This window comes from Aeromonas sp. R4-2 (assembly GCF_040908295.1).
GTDB lineage: Bacteria > Pseudomonadota > Gammaproteobacteria > Enterobacterales > Aeromonadaceae > Aeromonas > Aeromonas veronii.
Genome location: NZ_JBFODL010000011.1, coordinates 1 through 19920 on the forward strand (window position 1 = coordinate 1; position 19920 = coordinate 19920).

Genomic DNA, 19920 nt, shown 5'->3' on the forward strand with positions numbered 1-19920 from the left:
AGTCTGCAGGTGGACGAAAGCAACCTGTCACTCAATGCCAGCACCAGCTTTGCCAGCCTGTTCACCAGCAGCTTTGGCGCCGATGGGGCCGGCACCCTGGTTTACAGCCTGAATGTCAGTGCTGCCGGGGCAGATAGCGGGCTCAACGACACCGCGACCGGTCAGGACATCCTGCTCTATCTGGAGAGTGGCAGCGTGGTCGGCCGGGTGGGTGGCAGCAGCGGCAGTGTGGCCTTTACCCTGTCGGTCAACAGCAGCGGGGAGGTGACACTGGATCAAGAGCGTGCCATCGCACACACCCCGAACAGCGGCCCGGATCAGGAGAGCAGCCTGCTGTCAGCCAACCTGGTGCAACTGGTGGGCACCATCACCGACAAGGATGGCGACAGCCAGAGCGCGAGCGTGGACCTGGGCAGTGCCATCAGCTTCAAAGACGATGGCCCGAGTGCCTCGGCCAAAGCGGCAGCCAGTGCTGGCGCAACCCTGGATGAAACTGGCGGTTTTGATGCAATCGACATCACCAGCAGCGCCATCAGCGGCCTGTTCAATACGCCGGAGTATGGGGCTGACGGCAGCGGTAGTGTGCAGTACAGCCTGAGTGCCACGGCAGGTGCAGGGACCGGGTTGTGGTTGGAGGGACAAAGTGGCAGTGCCAGCGAAATCAAACTGGTGGCCGTGGCCAACGGTTATGAAGGATGGACCGGCGGTAGCACCAGTGGCACCAAGGCCTTCAGCGTGCGGATAGACAGTAGCGGCAAGGTCACGGTGACCCAGTATGCGGCGCTGGAACACGGTGTGGATGGCAGCAGTGCGAGTGACCATGATGACAGCGTCTCGCTGGCGGCAGCCATCAAGGTGGTGCAGACCGTGACCGACCGTGATGGTGACAGCACGACCGCGACCAGTGCGAGCGGGTTGAATATCGCCTTCAAAGACGACGGTCCGAGTGCTGTGGCTGATACCATTACCAGTGGCACTAATGGCACTGTCAACCTGGTGTTGGTTCTCGATAGCTCAGGCAGTATTGGTGATACCAATATGCAGGTTATCAAGGATGCTGTAACGAATCTGATGAACAGCTATGGCAACTCGTTGGTCAAGGTTATGCTGGTTGATTTTGCGGGCTCTGCCACCGTCAAGAGTGTCGGTAGTCAGGTATGGCTGACTAAGGACCAGGCGACTGGTCAGCTGACAACTATCTCTTCCGGTGGTTCGACAGACTACGATGATGCCTTGCAAGCGGTACAGGACAACTATGGAACACCGCCTTCGGCTGATAATACCTTTGTATTTTTCATCTCGGATGGTGTGCCCAGTTCGACCGATGACGCTATTAACACCGCAGAGCGTAATGAGTGGACGAATTTCCTGACGCAAAAAGGTATTGATGGTGCCTATGCCGTGGGAATTGGCTCAACCAGCGTGCTTGATGCCGACTTGCAAAGTGTCGCTTGGTCACCTAGTGGTGCTCACAACAGCAATGTGGTGGTGATCAATACCGCGGGTCAGCTGTCGGGAACTCTGACCAACCTGACGCAGGTAATCGATGGTAATGTCACAGCCAATGACAGTGCCGGTGCTGATGGTTTCGCTACGCCCAAGTTGGTTTCTGTGGAGTACAACGGAACAACCTACACCTTTAATAACAGCAATACCTCTTTCTCTATCGCACTGGGTACCAATAAGGGCACCCTATACATTGAAAATGATGGTGATTACCGATTCACACCACCATCAGGAGGTGCTGAGGGGGCTCCTGTCGAGATCACTTACAAGATCAAGGATGGCGACGGTGATACCAGCAGTGCCAAGTTGACCATTATCAATCCGGTCCTGGTGGTTGGTAGCAATGCCAATGACACTGGTTCTGGGGCAAGCACGGCCATTGACGATCACGTTCGTCCCAACCCTCTTCTTGCTCCGGATGTGGATGGGGCAATAGTGGGTGGAGTTGGGGCAGATGTATTGATCGGTGATGTTGGCGGAGTGACTTCGGGTAGTTACAACCTGACATTCATGATTGATATGTCGGGAAGTATTAGCGGCACTGAATTCCAGCTCATGAAAGATGCCATCAATAACTTGCTGGCCAAGTTCAGTGGCATATCACAGTTGCAAGTCGAGATTGGTACGTTTGCAGATAATAGCAACGTTGTGGGTACCTATTCCTCGGTTACCGCTGCTCAGCAGGCTGTCAGTAATCTAACTCGCTCAGGGGGGGGGACCAACTATCAGGCTGCGTTGACAACTCTTAATACCATGATGACCGGGGATCCTGTCGCGGATCATAAGTATGTCTACTTCCTCACGGACGGGGAGCCAACTGTTGGAAGCTGGACCAATTCAACCCAGATTGCTAACGGTATGGCAGCCCTGAATGCGTTGACGGCTCCTGGGGTGGTGATTAATGCGGTCGGGATTGGGGTGCCATCAGGTGCATCATTTGGCAATAACCTCAATGCGATTGATAACACGCCAGACAACTACCTCGCCGTAGACAACTTTGATGACCTGTCCAGTGGCTTGGGTTCGCTCTTTACCGCTGTTAGTGTCGGCTCTGACCTGTTGCAGGGCGGTGCAGGCAACGACGTGATTTTTGGTGACAGCGTTCATGCGGACAATGTGGATGGTGGCTGGTTCGAGTTTGTGGCAGACAATCCGGGCAAGAGTGGTGGGCAACTGCTCAACGAACTTTACAGTCGGCATGCAGTGTATGGTAAGGAGGGGGCTGTCGGTGGCGATGATACCCTTGAAGGTGGCGACGGTAATGATGTGCTTTATGGCCAAAAAGGGAATGACATCCTGATTGGCGGTGACGGTATCGATATTCTGATTGGTGGGACCGGGTCTGACACCCTCACTGGGGGGGCTGGCAAGGACACCTTCAAGTGGGGCGCTGGAGATGTTGGTGGCACCGATGTGATCAAGGACTTCACCACTGGAACTGGCGGTGATGTGCTGGATATCAGCGAACTGCTTACTGGTGAACATGCCAATAAGAACTCGCTGGATGCCTATCTCACCTTCTCCAGTGGGCCAGGGAGTGGCAAGTCTACGCTCACTATCGATCTTGATGGTTCAGGGGGAAGCAGTACGACTCATGTCATTCGGTTTGACAGCATTGATCTGACACTGGGAGGGACGCGTAACGATCAGACCATCATTGAAGATCTGTTGAATCAGGGCAATTTGAAGGTTGATCCGTAACCTTGTCTCGGGGTTGGGCTTGCCTGGCCCCTGTTTTTTCCCCAAGGGGATGGATAAGATAGCTGCAGTAGAGGAGAGGGGTAATCATGCAGTCATTCAACTGGGTCGACATTGATGGCATCCGTTATAGCTGGGATGGGCAGGGGAACATTACCTGCGCAGGCCAGTTTGGCTATCAGGCCTCGATCGCGGGGGATCGGCTGGATGGGATGGAGATTGAGAATGAGGCCGGTGATGTAGCGGGCTCGCTCTATGTTGACTTCGCTACGGCCTCTATCACTTATGTGCCGGTCACGGATACCGAGTCTGCGCATAATATGATTCTGGTTGGCCATCATCAGGGGCAGCAGGAGTATCCGCTGGCCAGCTTTCACTCTCCGTTGTTGCATGATTTACTGGGGCCATCTGATACCATCCCTTGGTCTGCGATGGAGGAGGATAGTGGTGGCACCCATATCGAACAGGCGGTGCAAGGACACGTTCTGTCGTGGGACTCGTTCCATTTCGATGATGAGGTGTTGGTCTGTGGCGCGGCTCCTGCGCTGGATATGGCAAACCAGAGCCAGGATCCCGGCAGCATGGTCACCATTAGTCTCGATCTGACCAATCAGATACTGGATCAGCTCCCCCCCTTGCACGATATATGAATCCCGTAGCAGCACGGGCATAATGGCCTCAATCTTTCCGATTGAGGTTTTTTTCTATGTGGCGTCCCCTTCTTACTCTTTCCGCTCTGGTTGTCAGTGCTCCGCTGCTGGCGATTGAAGTGCCGCAAGCGCCCCATTTGGTGGTGAGCGGTTATGCCGAGCAGAAGACCGAACCCGATATGCTCACCCTCAATGTGGCGGTGAGTGCACTGGATAAGCAGGGCCTCAAGGCCAAGCAGCAGGTCGATACCAAGGTCGCAGCCTTTTTCAGCCAACTGGAAGGGCTGGGGATCAAGCGCAGCGATGTTGAGGCTGGCAACCTGATGGTCTCTCCGGAATATCAGTATGGCGAGAACAAGAAGCCGGTATTGCTGGGGTATCGTGCCCAACGGCAATTGGCGGTCAAACTCTATCAACTGGATAAATTGAGCCCCCTGATGGATACCGCACTCAAAGCCGGGCTGGAGTCCGTATCCCAGATTGAGTACGGGTTGAAATCGCCGCAGGTCATCAAGGAGCAGGCCCGTTTGAATGCAGTTGAGGATGCCAAAACCAAGGCTGAATCTCTGGCCAAGGCGTTCGGGATGAAGCTTGGCAAGGTTTACAGTGTGGAGTACCGCAATGCTTCGCCCATTACCGCCTACAGCCGCAACCTGAAGGTGGTGCAGGCCATGGCGATGGCTGCTCCCGCGCCGGATATGGCGGACAACAGCTATCAACAACAGCAGATCACGGTAAGTGATAATATCGAGGCTGTTTTCTTGCTGGAGTGATGCCCGTCGTTTAAGTCCAGTCATGAACAACCCCGCCATTTGCTGCGGGGTTTTTATTGCGCATTGATGCAGATATAAAAAAGCCGACGCTCGTGTTTACTTCATCGGGCGTCGGCTTTTTGTTGCGCTGGGTTTATCAGACAGTCACAGCGTCAACCTTGGTCGCTTCAGGAGCCGGGTTGCGGATGAGGTAATCAAACGCACCCAGTGCGGCGGTGGCGCCAGCACCCATGGAGATGATGATCTGCTTGAACGGTACCGTGGTGGCATCCCCTGCGGCGTAGACGCCGGGCAGGGAGGTCGCCCCTTTGGTATCGATCTCGATCTCGCCAAAGCGGGTCAGGGCAATCTCGCTCCCTTTCAGGAACTCGGTGTTCGGTACCAGGCCGATCTGGACGAAGATACCAGCCACCGCCAGGTGTTTGATCTCACCGGTGGTGCGATCTTCGTAGTCCATACCGACCACCTTGCTGCCATCACCGATCACTTCGGTGGTGCGCGCGCTCATGATGATGTCGATATTGCCCATGGAGCGAGCCTTCTTCTGCAGCACTTCATCGGCTCGCAGGGTGTCGGCGAACTCCACCACAGTCACATGCTCGACGATGCCAGCCAAGTCGATCGCTGCCTCGATGCCGGAGTTACCGCCACCGATCACCGCCACTCGCTTGCCCTTGAAGAAGGGACCATCGCAGTGCGGGCAGTAGGCCACGCCCTTGGTGCGGTACTCGAGCTCGCCCGGCACGTTCAGGTCGCGCCAGCGGGCACCGGTCGCCAGGATCACGGCGCGGCTCTTCAAGGTGGCGCCAGAGGCGAGATCCACGTTCACATATCCATCTTTACTGATGGCGGCGGCACGCTGCTCGGTGATCACTTCCACGCCGTACTCTTTGACGTGCTGCTCCAGGCTGGCGGCCAGTTTGGGGCCTTCGGTGTAGGGCACGGAGATAAAGTTCTCGATGCCGACGGTGTCCATCACCTGACCACCGAAACGTTCGGCAACGATGGCGGTGCGAATGCCTTTACGAGCGGCATAGATGGCCGCTGCGGCGCCAGCCGGGCCACCGCCCACGACCAGCACATCGTAAGGATCTTTCTCATTCAGCTCGGCGGCCTTGCGCTCGGCAGCACCGGTGTCGAGTTTGGCGATGATCTCTTCCAGCGAAATACGCCCTTGGCTGAACGGTTGGCCGTTCAGGTAGACATTCGGTACCGCCATGATTTGACGCTCATTGACTTCTTCCTGGAACAGGGCGCCGTCGATCATGGTGTGAGTGATGCCGGGGTTCAGGGTCGCCATCAGGTTGAGGGCCTGTACTACGTCCGGACAGTTGTGGCAGGAGAGGGAGATATAGGTCTCGAAGTGGAACTCACCCTTGAGATTGCGGATCTGCTCCTGCACGGCCGCATCGGCCTTGGAGGGGTGGCCGCCGCTTTGCAGCAGGGCGAGCACCAGAGAGGTAAATTCATGACCCATGGGGATGCCGGCAAAGTGAACGCGCGGGGCTTGGCCCTGCGGCGCGACACTCATGGAAGGCTTGCGAGCGGCAGTGCCAGAGGTCTGGGTGATCTTGGGGGACATCTCGGCGATCTCGCTGGCCAGTGCCAGCAGCTCTGCAGATTTGTCGCTGTCGTTGCCGGACACGCTGATCTCGATGGGATTGACGATGTACTGCAGATAGGTGTTCAGCTGTTGTTTGAGGTTGGTATCCAACATCTTCGAATTCCTTCTTGTGATTGCGGGTCGGCGTGAGATGTAAGCCGTAAAGCAGACCGGCGCCTTTGCTTGGGGCCGGAAACAAAACCGGCCCTTATGCGGGCCGGTCTTGGAAGCGGGAGGCTTAGATCTTGCCTACCAGGTCCAGGGACGGGGCCAGAGTGGCTTCGCCTTCTTTCCATTTAGCCGGGCACACTTCACCCGGGTGGGAGGCAACGTACTGGGCTGCTTTGACTTTGCGCAGCAGTTCCAGTGCGTCACGGCCGATGCCGCCAGCGTTGATCTCGACGATCTGGATAATGCCCTGCGGGTCAATCACGAAGGTACCGCGGTCAGCCAGACCAGCTTCTTCGATCATCACGCCGAAGTTGCGGGTGATGGTACCAGTCGGGTCACCAATCATCGGGTACTGGATCTTCTGAATGGTGTCAGAAGTGTCGTGCCATGCTTTGTGAGTGAAGTGGGTATCGGTAGAGACAGAGTAGATCTCGACGCCCAGTTTCTGGAATTCAGCGTAGTTGTCAGCCAGGTCGCCCAGCTCGGTCGGGCAAACGAAGGTGAAGTCAGCCGGGTAGAAGAAGACCACGGACCACTTGCCTTTCAGGTCAGCGTCAGACACCTGAACGAATTTGCCATTGTGGTAGGCGGTAGCATTGAACGGCTTGATTTCAGTGTTGATGTAGGTAGACATGTAATTGCTCCTTGGTGATGTACATATGCCGGTCTGGTGTTGAAGAGTCTTGCCAGACGAGGCGCTTAACTTTCGATGGATTCATCATAGGGGCTTCCGCTAATCGATAAAAGCCGCAATTTTGAATCGCTTAAATCTACTTATTAGATAACTCACTATGGCTGTACCTAACATGAATATCTCAGGCCTACTGAGATAACTCCTTGTCGTGATTCAATATCTGTGCGCTACATCGCCTTTTCAAGGCATGGGAAGAGGTGTGCAGAGCCACGATAACGCGATGAGATAAACGGTGGTGCAAACAGGTGGCGCAGGAGGTTGAGACCGCTGCTCGCAGCGATGGGGGATGTGCTGGTAAGGGGGAAGCCGAAAAGCGCAGATAAAAAAATCCCGGCGCTATCGCAACGACAGGGCCGGGTCATCAAACAAGGAATGGCTATATAAACAAATGCTTTACAGCAAAGACTAACTACGGGGTGTGCAAACTTGCAGACATATGAGAGGAAGATAATGGGTGCACAATCCCTCGTCTCCCCCTCGGCAACTATTGCATGAGAGGATGATAGTGTGACGCAGATCACAAGGCAAGTATTTGGTGTAATTTTTCAATCAAAATGAAAGTGTTTCATCATTTTAGCTTATTTTGACGGCTGAAAACGCTTTTATTGTAATTTAATTACATCCAGATCTGTCAAAAGTCGGTAGGTGGTTCCTGCTCTTCCATCAATTCCAGCAGGTTGATGGCCACGGCAATGAAGTCCGACTCGGTGACAATGCCGATCAGCTTGCGTCCTTTGAGTACCGGCAGGCAGCCATATCTGTGCCGCTGCAGGTAAAGTGCCGCCTCCTTGATGCCGGCGTGAGGATCTACGCTCGCCACTTGCCGTGTCATGATCTCGTCGAGTTGCACGCTGTCGGTAAATTCGGCTTCCCGCTCCGGGCTGATGAGCAGCAGCTTGGATTCCCGGGTGGCTAGGATATCGGTAAGGGTCACCAGCCCCAGCAGGTGGTGCTGCTCGTCGACGATGGGAATGTGGCGGATCCGCTCCTGCTGCATCAGGTCCATCGCCTGTTTGACACTGTTTGACGGACCCAGAGTGAAGGGGTGTTCGGTCATGATTTCGGATAGGGTCATCATGGTGGGCCTCCTTGTGTATCTGCTTTCACCCTAGCCCAGCCCCAACTGGCAAAACATGATCAGGGTCAATACAGAACATTAAAGAATCATTAACCGGAGGTGTGTCTCAATATTGCTCGCTACCCCTTGTCTCTCTTGGGTTTTTGGTCTTTTGGGTTGCCTTGGAAGATGGGGATAACTAGACTAGCCGCCGATTCCCCCCGAGGTGAAAGATGCAAGTATCCGATTTTCATTTTGATCTGCCAGACGAGCTGATTGCCCGCTATCCGATGGCAGAGCGTACCGCCAGCCGCCTGTTGCAGCTCGATGGTCAAACTGGCGCCCTGCGCCACGGTCAATTTGTGGATGTGCTGGATCAGCTCAATCCGGGTGACCTGCTGGTATTCAATAACACCCGTGTCATTCCGGCTCGCATGTTTGGCCAGAAGGCCAGCGGCGGCAAGCTGGAGGTACTGGTCGAGCGCATTCTGGACGAGCACAGCGTGCTGGCCCATGTCCGTGCCTCCAAGGCGCCCAAGCCCGGCACCCGGATGATCATGGATGGTGGTGTTGAAGCCGAGATGCGCGCCCGCCACGACGCCCTGTTCGAGATCCACTTCCTCGACCCGCGTCCGGTGCTGGAGATTTTGGAGGCCATCGGCCACATGCCGCTGCCCCCCTATATCGACCGTCCCGACGAGGATGCCGACAAGGAGCGCTACCAGACCGTTTACAATCAAAAGCCGGGCGCCGTCGCGGCGCCGACCGCCGGTCTGCACTTTGATGAGCCGCTGCTTGAGAAAATTCGGGCCAAAGGGGTTGAAACGGCCTTCGTCACCCTGCATGTAGGGGCGGGGACCTTCCAGCCGGTGCGGGTAGATAAGATTGAAGATCACCATATGCACTCCGAGTATGCGGAAGTGCCGCAAGAGGTGGTAGATGCCATCGCGGCCACCCGTGCCCGTGGTGGCCGGGTGATCGCGGTGGGGACCACGTCGGTCCGTTCGCTGGAGAGCGCGGCCAAGGTCACCCTGGCGCAGGGCAAACCGCTGGCGCCCTTCTTTAGTGACACCGATATCTTCATCTTCCCTGGTTACCAGTTCCAGATTGTCGATGCCATGGTCACCAACTTCCATCTGCCGGAGTCGACCCTGATCATGCTGGTCAGCGCCTTTGCCGGTTATGACAACGTGATGGCGGCCTATCAGGCAGCCGTGGCCGGGCAGTACCGTTTCTTCAGCTACGGGGACGCCATGTTCGTCACCCGTCGCCAGGTTGAAGCATAAGCTTCAGCTTATTTACCGGGCCGTGAGCGGCCCTCCTATTGTCAGACTGTTTATCTGACGCAGCCGAGGTAGCAATGAAATTTGAACTGAAAACCACCGACGGCCGTGCCCGTCGCGGTCAACTGGTCTTCGAACGTGGTGTGGTACAAACACCGGCCTTTATGCCGGTCGGGACTTACGGCACCGTCAAGGGGATGACCCCGGAAGAAGTGCGTGAAACCGGCGCCCAGATCCTGCTGGGTAACACCTTCCACCTCTGGCTACGTCCGGGTCAGGAAGTGATGCGTGCCCACGGCGATCTGCATGACTTCATGAACTGGCAGGGCCCGATCCTGACCGACTCCGGTGGTTTCCAGGTGTTCAGCCTAGGCCATATTCGCAAGATCACCGAAGCGGGCGTCCACTTCCGTCACCCCATCAATGGCGAGAAGATCTTCCTCGACCCCGAGAAGTCCATGGAGATCCAGTACGATCTGGGCTCCGACATCGTGATGATCTTCGACGAGTGCACTCCGTACCCGGCCACTTATGAAGAAGCGCGCAAGTCCATGGAGATGTCCCTGCGCTGGGGCAAGCGCTCCCGCGACAAGTTTGATGCGCTGGGCAACAAGAACGCCCTGTTCGGCATCATCCAGGGCTCGGTCTACGAAGATCTGCGTGATGTCTCCCTCAAGGGGCTGCTGGAGATCGGTTTCGACGGTTATGCGGTCGGTGGTCTGGCGGTGGGTGAACCCAAAGAGGACATGCACCGTATCCTCGAGCACGTCTGCCCGAAAATTCCGGCTGACAAGCCGCGCTACCTGATGGGTGTCGGCAAGCCGGAAGATCTGGTGGAAGGGGTGCGCCGCGGTATCGACATGTTCGACTGCGTCATGCCGACCCGCAACGCCCGTAACGGCCACCTGTTCACCACCGATGGTGTGGTGAAGATCCGCAACGCCCAACATCGCAACGACACCAGTACCCTGGATGCCGAGTGTGATTGCTACACCTGCAAGAACTACAGCCGAAGCTACCTGCACCATCTGGACAAGTGCAACGAGATCCTCGGTGCCCGTCTGAATACGATTCATAACCTGCGTTATTACCAGCGTGTGATGCAGGGTTTGCGGGACGCGATCGAGCAGGGTAAATTAGACGACTTTGTAACAGAGTTTTACCGTCGGCAAGGGAAGCCTGTGCCTCCGTTAGCTGAAAATGACGTTAAATAACAACAACATATAATTTTGTTTTTTTTAATCTACATCAATAAGAGGTTGTTAAATGAGCATTATCTCCAAGGCGTATGCAGAAGGCGCAGCACCGGGTGCACAGGGTGGTGGTATGGAAATGATCATCATGCTGGCCGTATTCGGCCTGATTTTCTACTTCATGATCTATCGTCCCCAGGCCAAGCGTGCCAAGGATCACCGCAATCTGATGAGCTCCTTGTCCAAGGGTGATGAAGTGCTCACTTCCGGTGGCCTGGTTGGCAAAATTGCCAAAGTGGCTGCAGACAGCGATTACCTGGTGATCGCCCTGAACGACCAGACTCAAGTCACCATCAAAAAGGACTTCGTCTCTGCCGTTCTGCCCAAGGGTTCTATCCAGTCCCTTTAATCTCCCAAGGAGCACAGCGTGTTGAATCGCTATCCGCTGTGGAAATACCTGATGGTGATCCTGGTGATCGCCATCGGTTTTCTATATGCAGCCCCCAATCTTTACGGCGAAGATCCGGCTTTGCAGGTTTCTGCCAGCCGTGGTGCCGAAGTCAAGCTAGATACTCTTGATCTGGTGAAAGAGACCCTTGAAGCGGCCAAGATCCCGGTCAAACATGCTGCATTCGAGCACGGTTTTATCCTGATCCGTTTCAAGAACACCGAAGACCAGCTGAAGGCGCGTGATATCGTTGCCAACAAGCTGGGCGACAACTTCATTACCGCACTCAACCTGGCACCTTCCACTCCCGCCTGGCTCGAAGCCATCGGTGCGGCGCCTCTGAAGCTGGGTCTTGATCTGCGCGGTGGTGTGCACTTCCTGATGGAAGTGGACATGGCCGAAGCACTGACCAAGCAGCAAGAGCAGATGGTGCAGGATTTCCGCTCCGAGCTGCGCACCCAGAAGATCCGTTACTCCGGCGTGCGCCGGGTCGGTGATCAGGTGCAGGTGATCTTCCGTGACGAAGCCGATCAGGAACGCGCCGTTTCTCATCTGCGTCGTCAGAACCCTGATTTGACTTTCACTACCGAGCAGAAAGGGGATGAGTTTATCCTGCTGGCTGGTCTGAGCGAAGCCAAGATCAAGGAAGTGAAGAAGTACGCCCTCGAGCAGAACATCACCATCATCCGTAACCGGGTCAACGAACTGGGTGTGGCCGAGCCGCTGGTACAACAGCAAGGCGCCGAGCGCATTGTCGTTGAACTGCCCGGTATTCAGGATACCGCCCGCGCCAAGGAGATCCTGGGGGCAACCGCGACCCTGGAATTCCACATGGTCGATGAGACTGCCGACATCCAGGCTGCGGCCGATGGCCGTGTCCCACCCAGCTCCAAGCTCTACAACGATCGCAACGGTCGCCCTGTGGTGCTGCAAAAGCGGGTGATCCTGACCGGTGACCACATCGTGGGTGCCCAGTCCGGTTTCGACGAGTACAGCCGTCCCCAGGTCAACATCAAGCTGGATGGCCAGGGTGGCAACAAGATGGCCAACTTTACCAAGGACAACGTCGGTAAAGGGATGGCGACCGTTTTCATCGAGTACAAGCCGGTCGGTCAACCGGGTCCGGATGGTAAGCGCAAGTTCCGCAAGCAGGAGGAGGTGATCAACGTCGCCACCATCCAGTCGCGTCTTGGCAGCCAGTTCCGTATCACAGGTATCGACAATGCCAACGAAGCCCACAACCTGGCGCTGCTGCTGCGTGCCGGTGCCCTGATCGCCCCGATCCAGATCGTGGAAGAGCGCACCATTGGCCCGAGCCTGGGTCAACAGAACATCGACAGCGGTATGGAAGCCATCGGCTGGGCCATGCTGGTGATCGTGCTGTTCATGGGGATCTACTACCGCGCGTTCGGCTGGGTTGCCAACCTGGCGCTCTGTATGAACCTGGTGTTGATTGTCGGCATCATGTCGATGATCCCTGGTGCCACCATGACCCTGCCGGGTATCGCCGGTATCGTCCTGACGCTGGGTATGGCGGTGGATGCCAACGTGCTGATCTACGAGCGTATTCGTGAAGAGATCCGCAACGGTCGCGGTGTTCAGCAAGCCATCCATCTGGGCTTTGATCGGGCATTCTCCACCATCGCCGACTCCAACGTGACCTCGCTGATCACCTGCGTGATCCTGTTCGGTATCGGTACTGGCGCCATCAAGGGCTTTGCCCTGACGCTGGGCATTGGTCTGACCGCCTCCATGTTTACTGCCATCACAGTTTCCCGTGCCATTATCAACCTGGCTTGGGGTGGACGGCGTATCGACAAGCTGCCCATCTGAGGATAGAGAGATGTTTCAGATTCTACATTTTGAAAAACCGATCCCGTTTATGCGCTATGCCAAGCCGGGTGTGGTTTTCTCTTCCGTGCTGATGGTGGTAGCCCTGTTCTTCCTGTTTGATCGGGGGCTGAACTGGGGTCTGGACTTTACCGGTGGTACCACTATCGAGGTGGGGTTCCAGCAGTCGGTGAGCCTGGACAAGATCCATGACGCTCTGGAAGAGCAGAAGATTGAAGGGGCAACCCTGCAACACTTTGGCTCCAGCCGTGACGTGCTGTTCCGCCTGACCCCGAAAGAGGGGGTCAAGGTAGAACAACAGGGTAACGAAGTGCTGGCGGCTGCCAAGCAGCTCGACGAGGGCGCAGTGCTCAAACGCGTCGAGTTTGTCGGCCCTTCCGTGGGGGATGAACTGGCGACCGATGGTGCGCTGGCGATGCTGGCCTCCATCCTCTGTATCCTGGCCTACGTGGCAGTGCGTTTCGAATGGCGTCTGGCGCTGGGGGGCATTCTCTCCCTGGTGCACGACGTGGTGATCACGCTGGGTGTCTTTGCCTACTTCCAGTACGAGTTCGACCTGACTGTACTGGCGGCACTGATGACCCTGGTGGGTTACTCCCTGAATGATACTATCGTGGTGTTCGACCGCTTGCGGGAGAACTTCCGCAAGGTGCGTAAAGGGGATACCGAGTACATTCTGGATCTCTCCATGACCGAGACCCTGAGTCGTACCATCATCACCTCCGGCCTTACCTTTATCGTGGTGCTGGCGCTGCTGCTCAAGGGCGGTGCGCTGATCCACGGTTTTGCCGTGGCCATGGTGATCGGTGTGGCGTTCGGTACCTACTCCTCCATCTATGTGGCGAGTGCGTTTGCCATGTTCCTCGGCGTCAAGCGCGAGCACATGCTGCCCACCCAGGTAGAGAAAGAGGGTGCGGATCAACAGGAAATCCTGCCGTAACAGTGAAGAGCGCCTCATGGCGCTCTTTTCTTATCTCTGCGTGTCGTTTGCTGACGCACATGATTTAAACAACAGGAGTTTGTCATGCATCACAATCCCCGTTTTTTGGCGCTGGTTGACGGGATCCGCTCCCGCATCACCGAAACCGATGTTCACCAGATCAAGCGCTGGCAGGATGAAGGGCGCACGTTTCACCTGATCGACGTGCGGGAAGAGAGCGAGTGGGCCAAAGGCCATCTGCCCGGTGCCCGATATCTGGGTCGTGGCGTGATTGAGCGGGATATCGAGACCCAGTTCCCGGATCTCGAGACCGAGCTCTACCTCTATTGTGGTGGTGGTTTTCGCTCAATTCTGGCGGCGGACAACCTGCAACAGATGGGTTATCGCAAGGTGATCAGCGTCGACGGCGGGTTTCGCGGTTGGTGCGATGCCGGATACCCTGTCGAATCCTGATTTATTTGAGGTAGAGGGGCACAGCTACATGACAAAGCGGCAGTTGACCTTTACCATATGCGGGGTCAAGCGTAAGCGTCGGAGTGTTCATTGAACGTCAGGAAAGGGATTGGATACCTCCTCGGTATCCTGTTGTTGCTTCCCATGTGGGGTTGCAGCAGTAGCAGTCAGGTTAACACCCCCAAGGTTCCCAAGCCGCAGCCTGCTTCACTGGTGTTGGCGACCCCCCTGCAGGTCTCCTACCAGAGTGAGCTGGCGCTCGCCCGACTCGGGCAGATGCTCAGTGAAATGGAACTGACCACCGAGCAACGGGCAGAGTTGTTCTATGAGCGTGCCGTGGTGTTTGATCGGGTTGGTCTGCGTTCCCTCGCGCGGCTCGATTTCAACCGTGCCCTGCGGGAGAAACCGGATTTCGCCGAGGCCTACAACTTCATCGGCGTCTATCTGGTACAGCAGCAGAATTACGACGAAGCCTATGATGCCTTCGATTCCGCCCTCGAACTGGCGCCGGACTATGACTATGCCTATCTCAACCGTGGCATCGCCCTCTATTACGGCAACCGTCCCGAACTGGCCGCGGCCGATATGAAGCGTTTCTACGAGGCGCAGCCGGAAGACCCCTATCGGGTGATCTGGCTCTATCTGGCTGAGCAGAAACTCGACCCGTCGGCCGCCATGAGCCGGATGCGCGAGCGTCTCAACAAGTACGATGACGACGCCTGGAACTGGGATCTGGTTCGCCTCTATACCGGCGAGATCAACGCTTCCCAGCTGATGGGCAACGTGGTGAAAGGGGTGAAGGATAACCGGGAGCTTGCCGAGCGCCTGTGTGAAACCTACTTCTATCTGGGCAAGTTCGAGCTGGGCAAAGGCAACCGCAAGGAGGCCATCAGTTACTTCAAGCTGGCCTTATCTAACAACGTCTATGACTTCATCGAGCACCGCTATGCGCTGCTGGAGCTGGAGTTGATGGCGCGCAAGCCCTTGCCGCCAGGTGCCCAGAGCGCTCGTAACAAGGGTGATCAGCCCTCCTGAACCACTGCCAGATAGTGGTAAAAAGGCCTCGCGATGAGGCCTTTTTGTTGGGCGTATGGCGGGTTTACTCCACCAGGCTCATGCCGGGGATCTGGCGCCAGTAGCCGTTGCAGTCACTTCCTTGCTGCAAGGAGAGGGGAGCCTGGCCCTGCCGGTTGACTTTGAAGCGGGCCAGCATCTCCAGCGTCTCCATCCCTTGCGGCGAAAGCCTGACCACATCTACCAGACCTTCCATACCAGCCAGCTCGTTACCCAGGTTGTAGCAGTAACCGGACTGGGTCTGGATCCCGTTGAGATTGAACACCCGCTGCCCCTCGCGGCTGTTGGCCAGTCGTCCGGTGGGGTAGTTGATGCAGGCGAGCTCGCAGTTGTCTTTCGGTTTGTCGAGGGAGCGGGCGGTGAAGCAGCGCGCCGAGTAGGCGAGCGGCAGATGGCCGTAGGCAAACACCTCCACCTCAAATTGGTCGCGTAGGGGGCCCAGATCCTGATTGAGCTGGATCAGCCAGTCACGGGAGAGCTCCACCGGCATGACCCAGCGTTTCATCCCCTGTTTGAGCAGCATGCGCAGCACATCTGCGTTATAGGCGTTGATGGCGGGACCACAGACGAAGGGGATCTCTGCCTCCCAGGCGAGTTGCACCGTACCGAGATCGTTGGCTTCGACCATCAGGTCGCCATTGTCGACCAGCCGCTTCACCTCCTTGAGCTCGGAAGGGGCGGAGATAAGGGCGAGGGTCGAGAGCACCACCTGCTTGCCGGAGTTGGCCACCTGACGGGCCAGCGCAATCCAGTCATCGACTTTGAGTTCGCGCCGCTTGCTGCAGACGGTCTCCCCCAGATAGATGATGTCGGCCTGACTGTCGGCAGCGGCATGGTAAAAGGCTTCGGTATCGGCTTTGGGCCAGTAGAAGAGCAGAGGCCCGAGAGAAAATTGCATGGGTGGACTCCTTATTGCCACTGACGATGGTAGGCGCCGAGGGTAGTCTGGCTACCTTCGGAGACGCGGGCTAGCTGGGCATCCCACTCAGCTTTAACCTGATAGGCCTCGGGATTGGCCTGATAGGCATCGATGGCTGCACGCCAGACCCGGGTCACTTGCTCCACATAAGCGGGGCTGCGCTGGCGCCCTTCAATCTTGACCGACTGGATCCCGGTCTTGAACAGCTCGGGCAGGAGACCCAGGGTATTGAGACTGGTGGGCTCTTCCAGCGCGTGGTAGGTCTGGCCATCCACGTCGAAACGCCCTTTGCAGAGGGTCGGGTAACCGGCATTTTCGCCCGGGCCATAGCGGTCGATCAGCACCTCGTTGAGCCGCGACTCGAGACCATTCGGGGTCTCTTCCCAACGGACGAACTTGGCCGGTGAGCAGGCGCCGACGGTGTTGGGACTCTCGCCAGTCATGTAGGAGGAGAGATAGCAGCGCCCCTCGGCCATGATGCAGAGGCTGCCAAAGGCGAATACCTCAAGGCCAACATCGGTCTCGCGGGCCAGCTGCTTGACCTGATGCATGGAGAGCACCCGGGGCAGCACCACCCGTGTGACATTGAATTGCTGCTGATAGAAGCGAATGGCGGCGGCATTGGTGGCGCTGGCCTGCACCGAGACATGGAGTTCCATCTCGGGGTAGTGGCGGCTGGCATAATCCAGCACGGCGAGATCGGCGATGATTAACGCATCGGCGCCGAGGGCCACCCCGCGATCAACCGCCTGTTTCCATCGAGTATCGGCCCCGGGATGGGCAAAGGTATTGATGGCAATATGCAGCTTGCGACCATGTTGATGCACATAATCTACCGCCTTCTCCAGTTTGCTGTCGGTAAAGTTGAGACCGGCAAAGTGGCGTGCATTGGTGTCATCCTTGAAACCGATATAAACGGCATCGGCCCCGTTATCCACGGCGGTTTTCAGTGCCGGCAAACTGCCTGCCGGACAGAGTAATTCCATTGGTACGCTCCGAGAGTGCATATGAAGGGCAAACGAGCCCTGATTGTATGCAGCCATGCACTCCCGCTTTTTGACCTGAGGCAGCTTTATGTGGCTTTACCCTTCTTGAGGTAACCCTGCACAAGTTTGATTTCCAACAGGATCTTGCCACTCTCCCTGTGTTTGAATGCGCAAAAAAGGGAGTCTATCGTGTTTCAACAACTGCAACGCCGCCTGGTCGAACAGGCTCCGCGCTTCTTGCGCCATCCCCTCAAGCTGGTTCCCTTCAATCTGCAAAAGCAGCTGATGGAGAGTTTGCTGGCCCGGGTATTCAAAGAGGCTATCGAAGATGGCGATTTCGAGTTTCTGGCAGACAAGTGGCTGAAAGTCGAAGTCTCTGATCTGGAGCTGTGCTGGTTTATCAGTGAGCAGAATGGCCAGCTGGTGGTAGCTCGCGAGTGTGACAAGGCCGATGTCTGCTTCAGCGGTACCGCCAACGACCTGATCCTGATTGCCGGTCGCAAAGAGGATCCGGATTCGCTCTTTTTCCAGCGCAAGCTGAAGATAGAAGGGGATACCGAACTGGGCCTTGAGGTGAAAAACCTGATGGACAGTCTGGATCTCGATGGCTTGCCAAGCCTGATGAAGTATCCCCTGATGGATCTGGCGACGTTTATCGAACGCGCCCGCACCGAGTCAGCGCAGGCTCCGGTGCAGACGGCGCCGGGCGGAATCCCGTCTTAAGTGGACAATCACCCCATGGGCATGGCGACGATAATGGTGCCGTGCCCAGAGGCAACGACAGGCCCACAGACAGGGCACCAAGGCGATGAGTGCCGCAGGGGCGGGCAGCTGTGACATGGCCAGCCCCGCAGCCAGCCAGATGAAGGGCTGCGCTTCATACAGCCACTCCGGCTGCAGCCAGCGTTTGCTCGGAAAGATAATCAGATCGGTACGCCGGTAGCTGGAACGCATCATCCAGGTCACCGCTCCGGCGATAAACAGCAAGGCGCCTGCAAACCAGAGCAGGGGCTGTTCACTCAACGTAATAATGGCAATGGCTGCCAGCAGGTAGAGGCTGGGCAATCTCTCATAGATAAAGGGAGGAAGCATGGCGTGGTGTCTCCTGTGCCGTTTATCGGATATCCATCAAGTTTAGTCCCCCCCTCTCACTTCCCTCATGCTGGTTTGTTATACAAACGGCTGGTTTTGTTCTGAAATGGCTCGGCTTTTACGGTGCCAACATCGTGTTCTCTTATGTTACAATTGCGCGCCATTTTTGACTGAAGATTGACTGGGCATGTTGGATCAGATTCGTATCGTTTTGGTAAACACTTCTCATACCGGCAACATGGGGTCTGCGGCACGCGCCATGAAGACCATGGGGTTGACCCAGCTGGTATTGGTTGATCCGCAAGCCTTGCCGGATGACAATGCCTTCGCCCTGGCGGCTGGTGCCAGCGATGTGCTTGCTAATGCCCGTATCGTCCCGACACTGGACGACGCGATCGCCGATTGTGGTCTGGTGATTGGCACCAGCGCCCGCTCTCGAACCCTGAGCTGGCCCATGCTCGATCCCCGTGAGGCCGGCGAAAAGTCGGTGGTTGAGGGGATGCAGCACCCGGTTGCGCTGGTGTTTGGTCGTGAGCGCACCGGTCTCACCAACGACGAATTGCAAAAGTGCCACTACCACGTGGCCATTCCGGCCAATCCTGATTACAGCTCTCTCAATCTGGCCATGGCGGTGCAGACCCTCTGTTACGAAGTGCGGATGCGCTGGCTGCAGGGGCAGGCCGCCGAGCCTGAAGACGAGATGGTCTATCCGAGTGCCGCCCAGCTGGAAGGGTTTTATCAGCACCTGGAACAAACCCTGATGAAGACCGGTTTTATTGCCGATGACCATCCGGGTCATGTGATGAGCAAGCTGCGTCGCCTGTTCAATCGGGCTCGGCCGGAAGGGGCGGAGCTCAACATTCTGCGCGGTATTCTGACCTCGGTGCAGAAAGCGCGCGTACCGGATTAATCCGACTGATTTACTCAACCATATACTTGACTGATTTGGTCGGGTATGTGACCATGTGCCCCATTAAATTGCTTCGCAAGACGGTAAGGCACATGAGACTGACTTCAAAAGGACGTTACGCTGTAACCGCCATGCTCGACGTGGCGCTGCATGCAGAGCAGGGGCCCGTCCCCCTTGCCGATATTTCCGAGCGCCAGGGCATCTCGTTGTCCTATCTCGAGCAGCTCTTTGCCCGCCTGCGCAAACATGGTCTGGTGAGCAGCGTGCGTGGCCCGGGCGGTGGTTATCGCCTCGGGTTGGCCCCAGGCGAGATTTCGGTTGGTCAGGTGATCACCGCGGTCGATGAGTCGGTCGATGCAACCAAGTGCCTCGGCAAGGGCGGCTGCCACGGCGGTACCCAGTGCCTGACTCACTCCCTGTGGCGTGATCTGAGTGAGCGGATCTCCAGCTTCCTCGGGGATATCACCCTGGCCGAGCTGGTACGCCAGGCCGATGTGCGCCGGATTGCCGGCAAGCAAGATGAACAAATGAAGACCGTGTTGTCCCTGGTTGAACGGGCAGAACACGGCGATGTGAGCTTGAAAGTCCAACTATAAACGTGCTTTCCACAGCGGGACTC

Annotated in this window: 19 protein-coding genes; 13 read left to right on the forward strand and 6 right to left on the reverse strand. The window is 56.7% G+C overall.

The features are described from left to right. Window positions 1-9: 9 nt before the first annotated feature. The 3 genes from AB5Y99_RS07305 (at window position 10) to AB5Y99_RS07315 (ending at window position 4627) form a co-directional block, all read left to right on the forward strand. A complete protein-coding gene (locus AB5Y99_RS07305; RefSeq protein WP_368209251.1) occupies window positions 10-3207 on the forward strand; it encodes a DUF5801 repeats-in-toxin domain-containing protein in 3198 nt (1065 codons plus the stop codon). A gap of 86 nt (window positions 3208-3293) precedes the next feature. Beyond that, entirely contained in the window at window positions 3294-3854 is a 561-nt protein-coding gene (locus tag AB5Y99_RS07310) for a hypothetical protein (protein ID WP_368209253.1), read from the forward strand. A gap of 56 nt (window positions 3855-3910) precedes the next feature. Then, on the forward strand, window positions 3911-4627 hold the full coding sequence (locus tag AB5Y99_RS07315; RefSeq protein WP_021229694.1) for an SIMPL domain-containing protein: 717 nt from the start codon (window positions 3911-3913) through the stop codon (window positions 4625-4627). 136 nt (window positions 4628-4763) lie between these two features. Here the strand turns inward: AB5Y99_RS07315 and ahpF are convergent, their stop codons facing one another. From ahpF to AB5Y99_RS07330, 3 genes are all read right to left on the reverse strand, one after another. Then, on the reverse strand, window positions 4764-6344 hold the full coding sequence (ahpF, locus tag AB5Y99_RS07320) for an alkyl hydroperoxide reductase subunit F (RefSeq protein ID WP_368209255.1): 1581 nt from the start codon (window positions 6342-6344) through the stop codon (window positions 4764-4766). A 124-nt stretch (window positions 6345-6468) separates the two neighbouring features. Continuing rightward, window positions 6469-7035: an alkyl hydroperoxide reductase subunit C gene (ahpC, locus tag AB5Y99_RS07325; protein ID WP_005337335.1), complete on the reverse strand. Its 567-nt coding sequence runs from the start codon at window positions 7033-7035 to the stop codon at window positions 6469-6471. A gap of 691 nt (window positions 7036-7726) precedes the next feature. Further along, the gene (locus AB5Y99_RS07330; protein WP_013723842.1) at window positions 7727-8173 is read right to left on the reverse strand and encodes a CBS domain-containing protein; all 447 of its coding nucleotides are present in this window, start codon (window positions 8171-8173) and stop codon (window positions 7727-7729) included. Between the two features lie 212 nt (window positions 8174-8385). Here AB5Y99_RS07330 and queA point away from each other — a divergent pair, with 212 nt between their 5' ends. From queA to nlpI, 7 genes are all read left to right on the forward strand, one after another. Next, window positions 8386-9438, forward strand: a complete 1053-nt coding sequence (gene queA / locus AB5Y99_RS07335) for a tRNA preQ1(34) S-adenosylmethionine ribosyltransferase-isomerase QueA (protein WP_040066529.1) — start codon at window positions 8386-8388, stop codon at window positions 9436-9438. Window positions 9439-9512: 74 nt separating this feature from the next. Further along, window positions 9513-10649, forward strand: coding sequence for a tRNA guanosine(34) transglycosylase Tgt (gene tgt, locus AB5Y99_RS07340; RefSeq protein WP_005337329.1), 1137 nt, complete (start codon window positions 9513-9515; stop codon window positions 10647-10649). 52 nt (window positions 10650-10701) lie between these two features. Next, the gene (gene yajC, locus AB5Y99_RS07345; protein WP_005337327.1) at window positions 10702-11037 is read left to right on the forward strand and encodes a preprotein translocase subunit YajC; all 336 of its coding nucleotides are present in this window, start codon (window positions 10702-10704) and stop codon (window positions 11035-11037) included. Window positions 11038-11055: 18 nt separating this feature from the next. Next, complete coding sequence (gene secD, locus AB5Y99_RS07350) at window positions 11056-12909, forward strand: protein translocase subunit SecD (RefSeq protein WP_201946061.1); 1854 nt, start codon at window positions 11056-11058, stop codon at window positions 12907-12909. A gap of 10 nt (window positions 12910-12919) precedes the next feature. Continuing rightward, window positions 12920-13867: a protein translocase subunit SecF gene (secF, locus tag AB5Y99_RS07355; RefSeq protein ID WP_005337322.1), complete on the forward strand. Its 948-nt coding sequence runs from the start codon at window positions 12920-12922 to the stop codon at window positions 13865-13867. An 84-nt stretch (window positions 13868-13951) separates the two neighbouring features. After that, window positions 13952-14320, forward strand: a complete 369-nt coding sequence (locus AB5Y99_RS07360) for a rhodanese-like domain-containing protein (protein WP_019446086.1) — start codon at window positions 13952-13954, stop codon at window positions 14318-14320. Between the two features lie 90 nt (window positions 14321-14410). Next, window positions 14411-15355, forward strand: coding sequence for a lipoprotein NlpI (gene nlpI / locus AB5Y99_RS07365; protein ID WP_005351017.1), 945 nt, complete (start codon window positions 14411-14413; stop codon window positions 15353-15355). 64 nt (window positions 15356-15419) lie between these two features. On the opposite strand, the gene AB5Y99_RS07370 is transcribed toward nlpI, so the two are convergent. Together AB5Y99_RS07370 and AB5Y99_RS07375 are read right to left on the reverse strand one after the other, a co-directional pair. After that, window positions 15420-16292, reverse strand: a complete 873-nt coding sequence (locus AB5Y99_RS07370) for a U32 family peptidase (protein ID WP_368158145.1) — start codon at window positions 16290-16292, stop codon at window positions 15420-15422. Between the two features lie 11 nt (window positions 16293-16303). Further along, window positions 16304-17299: a peptidase U32 family protein gene (locus AB5Y99_RS07375; protein ID WP_064341956.1), complete on the reverse strand. Its 996-nt coding sequence runs from the start codon at window positions 17297-17299 to the stop codon at window positions 16304-16306. 189 nt (window positions 17300-17488) lie between these two features. Between AB5Y99_RS07375 and AB5Y99_RS07380 the strand changes: the two genes are divergently transcribed. Continuing rightward, window positions 17489-18022 carry an SCP2 domain-containing protein gene (locus tag AB5Y99_RS07380; protein ID WP_005344837.1) on the forward strand — a complete coding sequence of 178 codons (534 nt, stop codon included), beginning with the start codon at window positions 17489-17491 and terminating at the stop codon, window positions 18020-18022. Here the strand turns inward: AB5Y99_RS07380 and AB5Y99_RS07385 are convergent. After that, window positions 17975-18391, reverse strand: coding sequence for a hypothetical protein (locus tag AB5Y99_RS07385; protein WP_139411853.1), 417 nt, complete (start codon window positions 18389-18391; stop codon window positions 17975-17977). The genes AB5Y99_RS07380 and AB5Y99_RS07385 overlap by 48 nt on opposite strands. A gap of 187 nt (window positions 18392-18578) precedes the next feature. Here AB5Y99_RS07385 and trmJ point away from each other — a divergent pair, with 187 nt between their 5' ends. Both trmJ and iscR read left to right on the forward strand, forming a co-directional pair. Then, window positions 18579-19301, forward strand: a complete 723-nt coding sequence (trmJ, locus tag AB5Y99_RS07390) for a tRNA (cytosine(32)/uridine(32)-2'-O)-methyltransferase TrmJ (RefSeq protein ID WP_368209257.1) — start codon at window positions 18579-18581, stop codon at window positions 19299-19301. Between the two features lie 92 nt (window positions 19302-19393). Further along, a complete protein-coding gene (iscR, locus tag AB5Y99_RS07395; RefSeq protein ID WP_100653984.1) occupies window positions 19394-19897 on the forward strand; it encodes a Fe-S cluster assembly transcriptional regulator IscR in 504 nt (167 codons plus the stop codon). Window positions 19898-19920 lie beyond the last annotated feature (23 nt).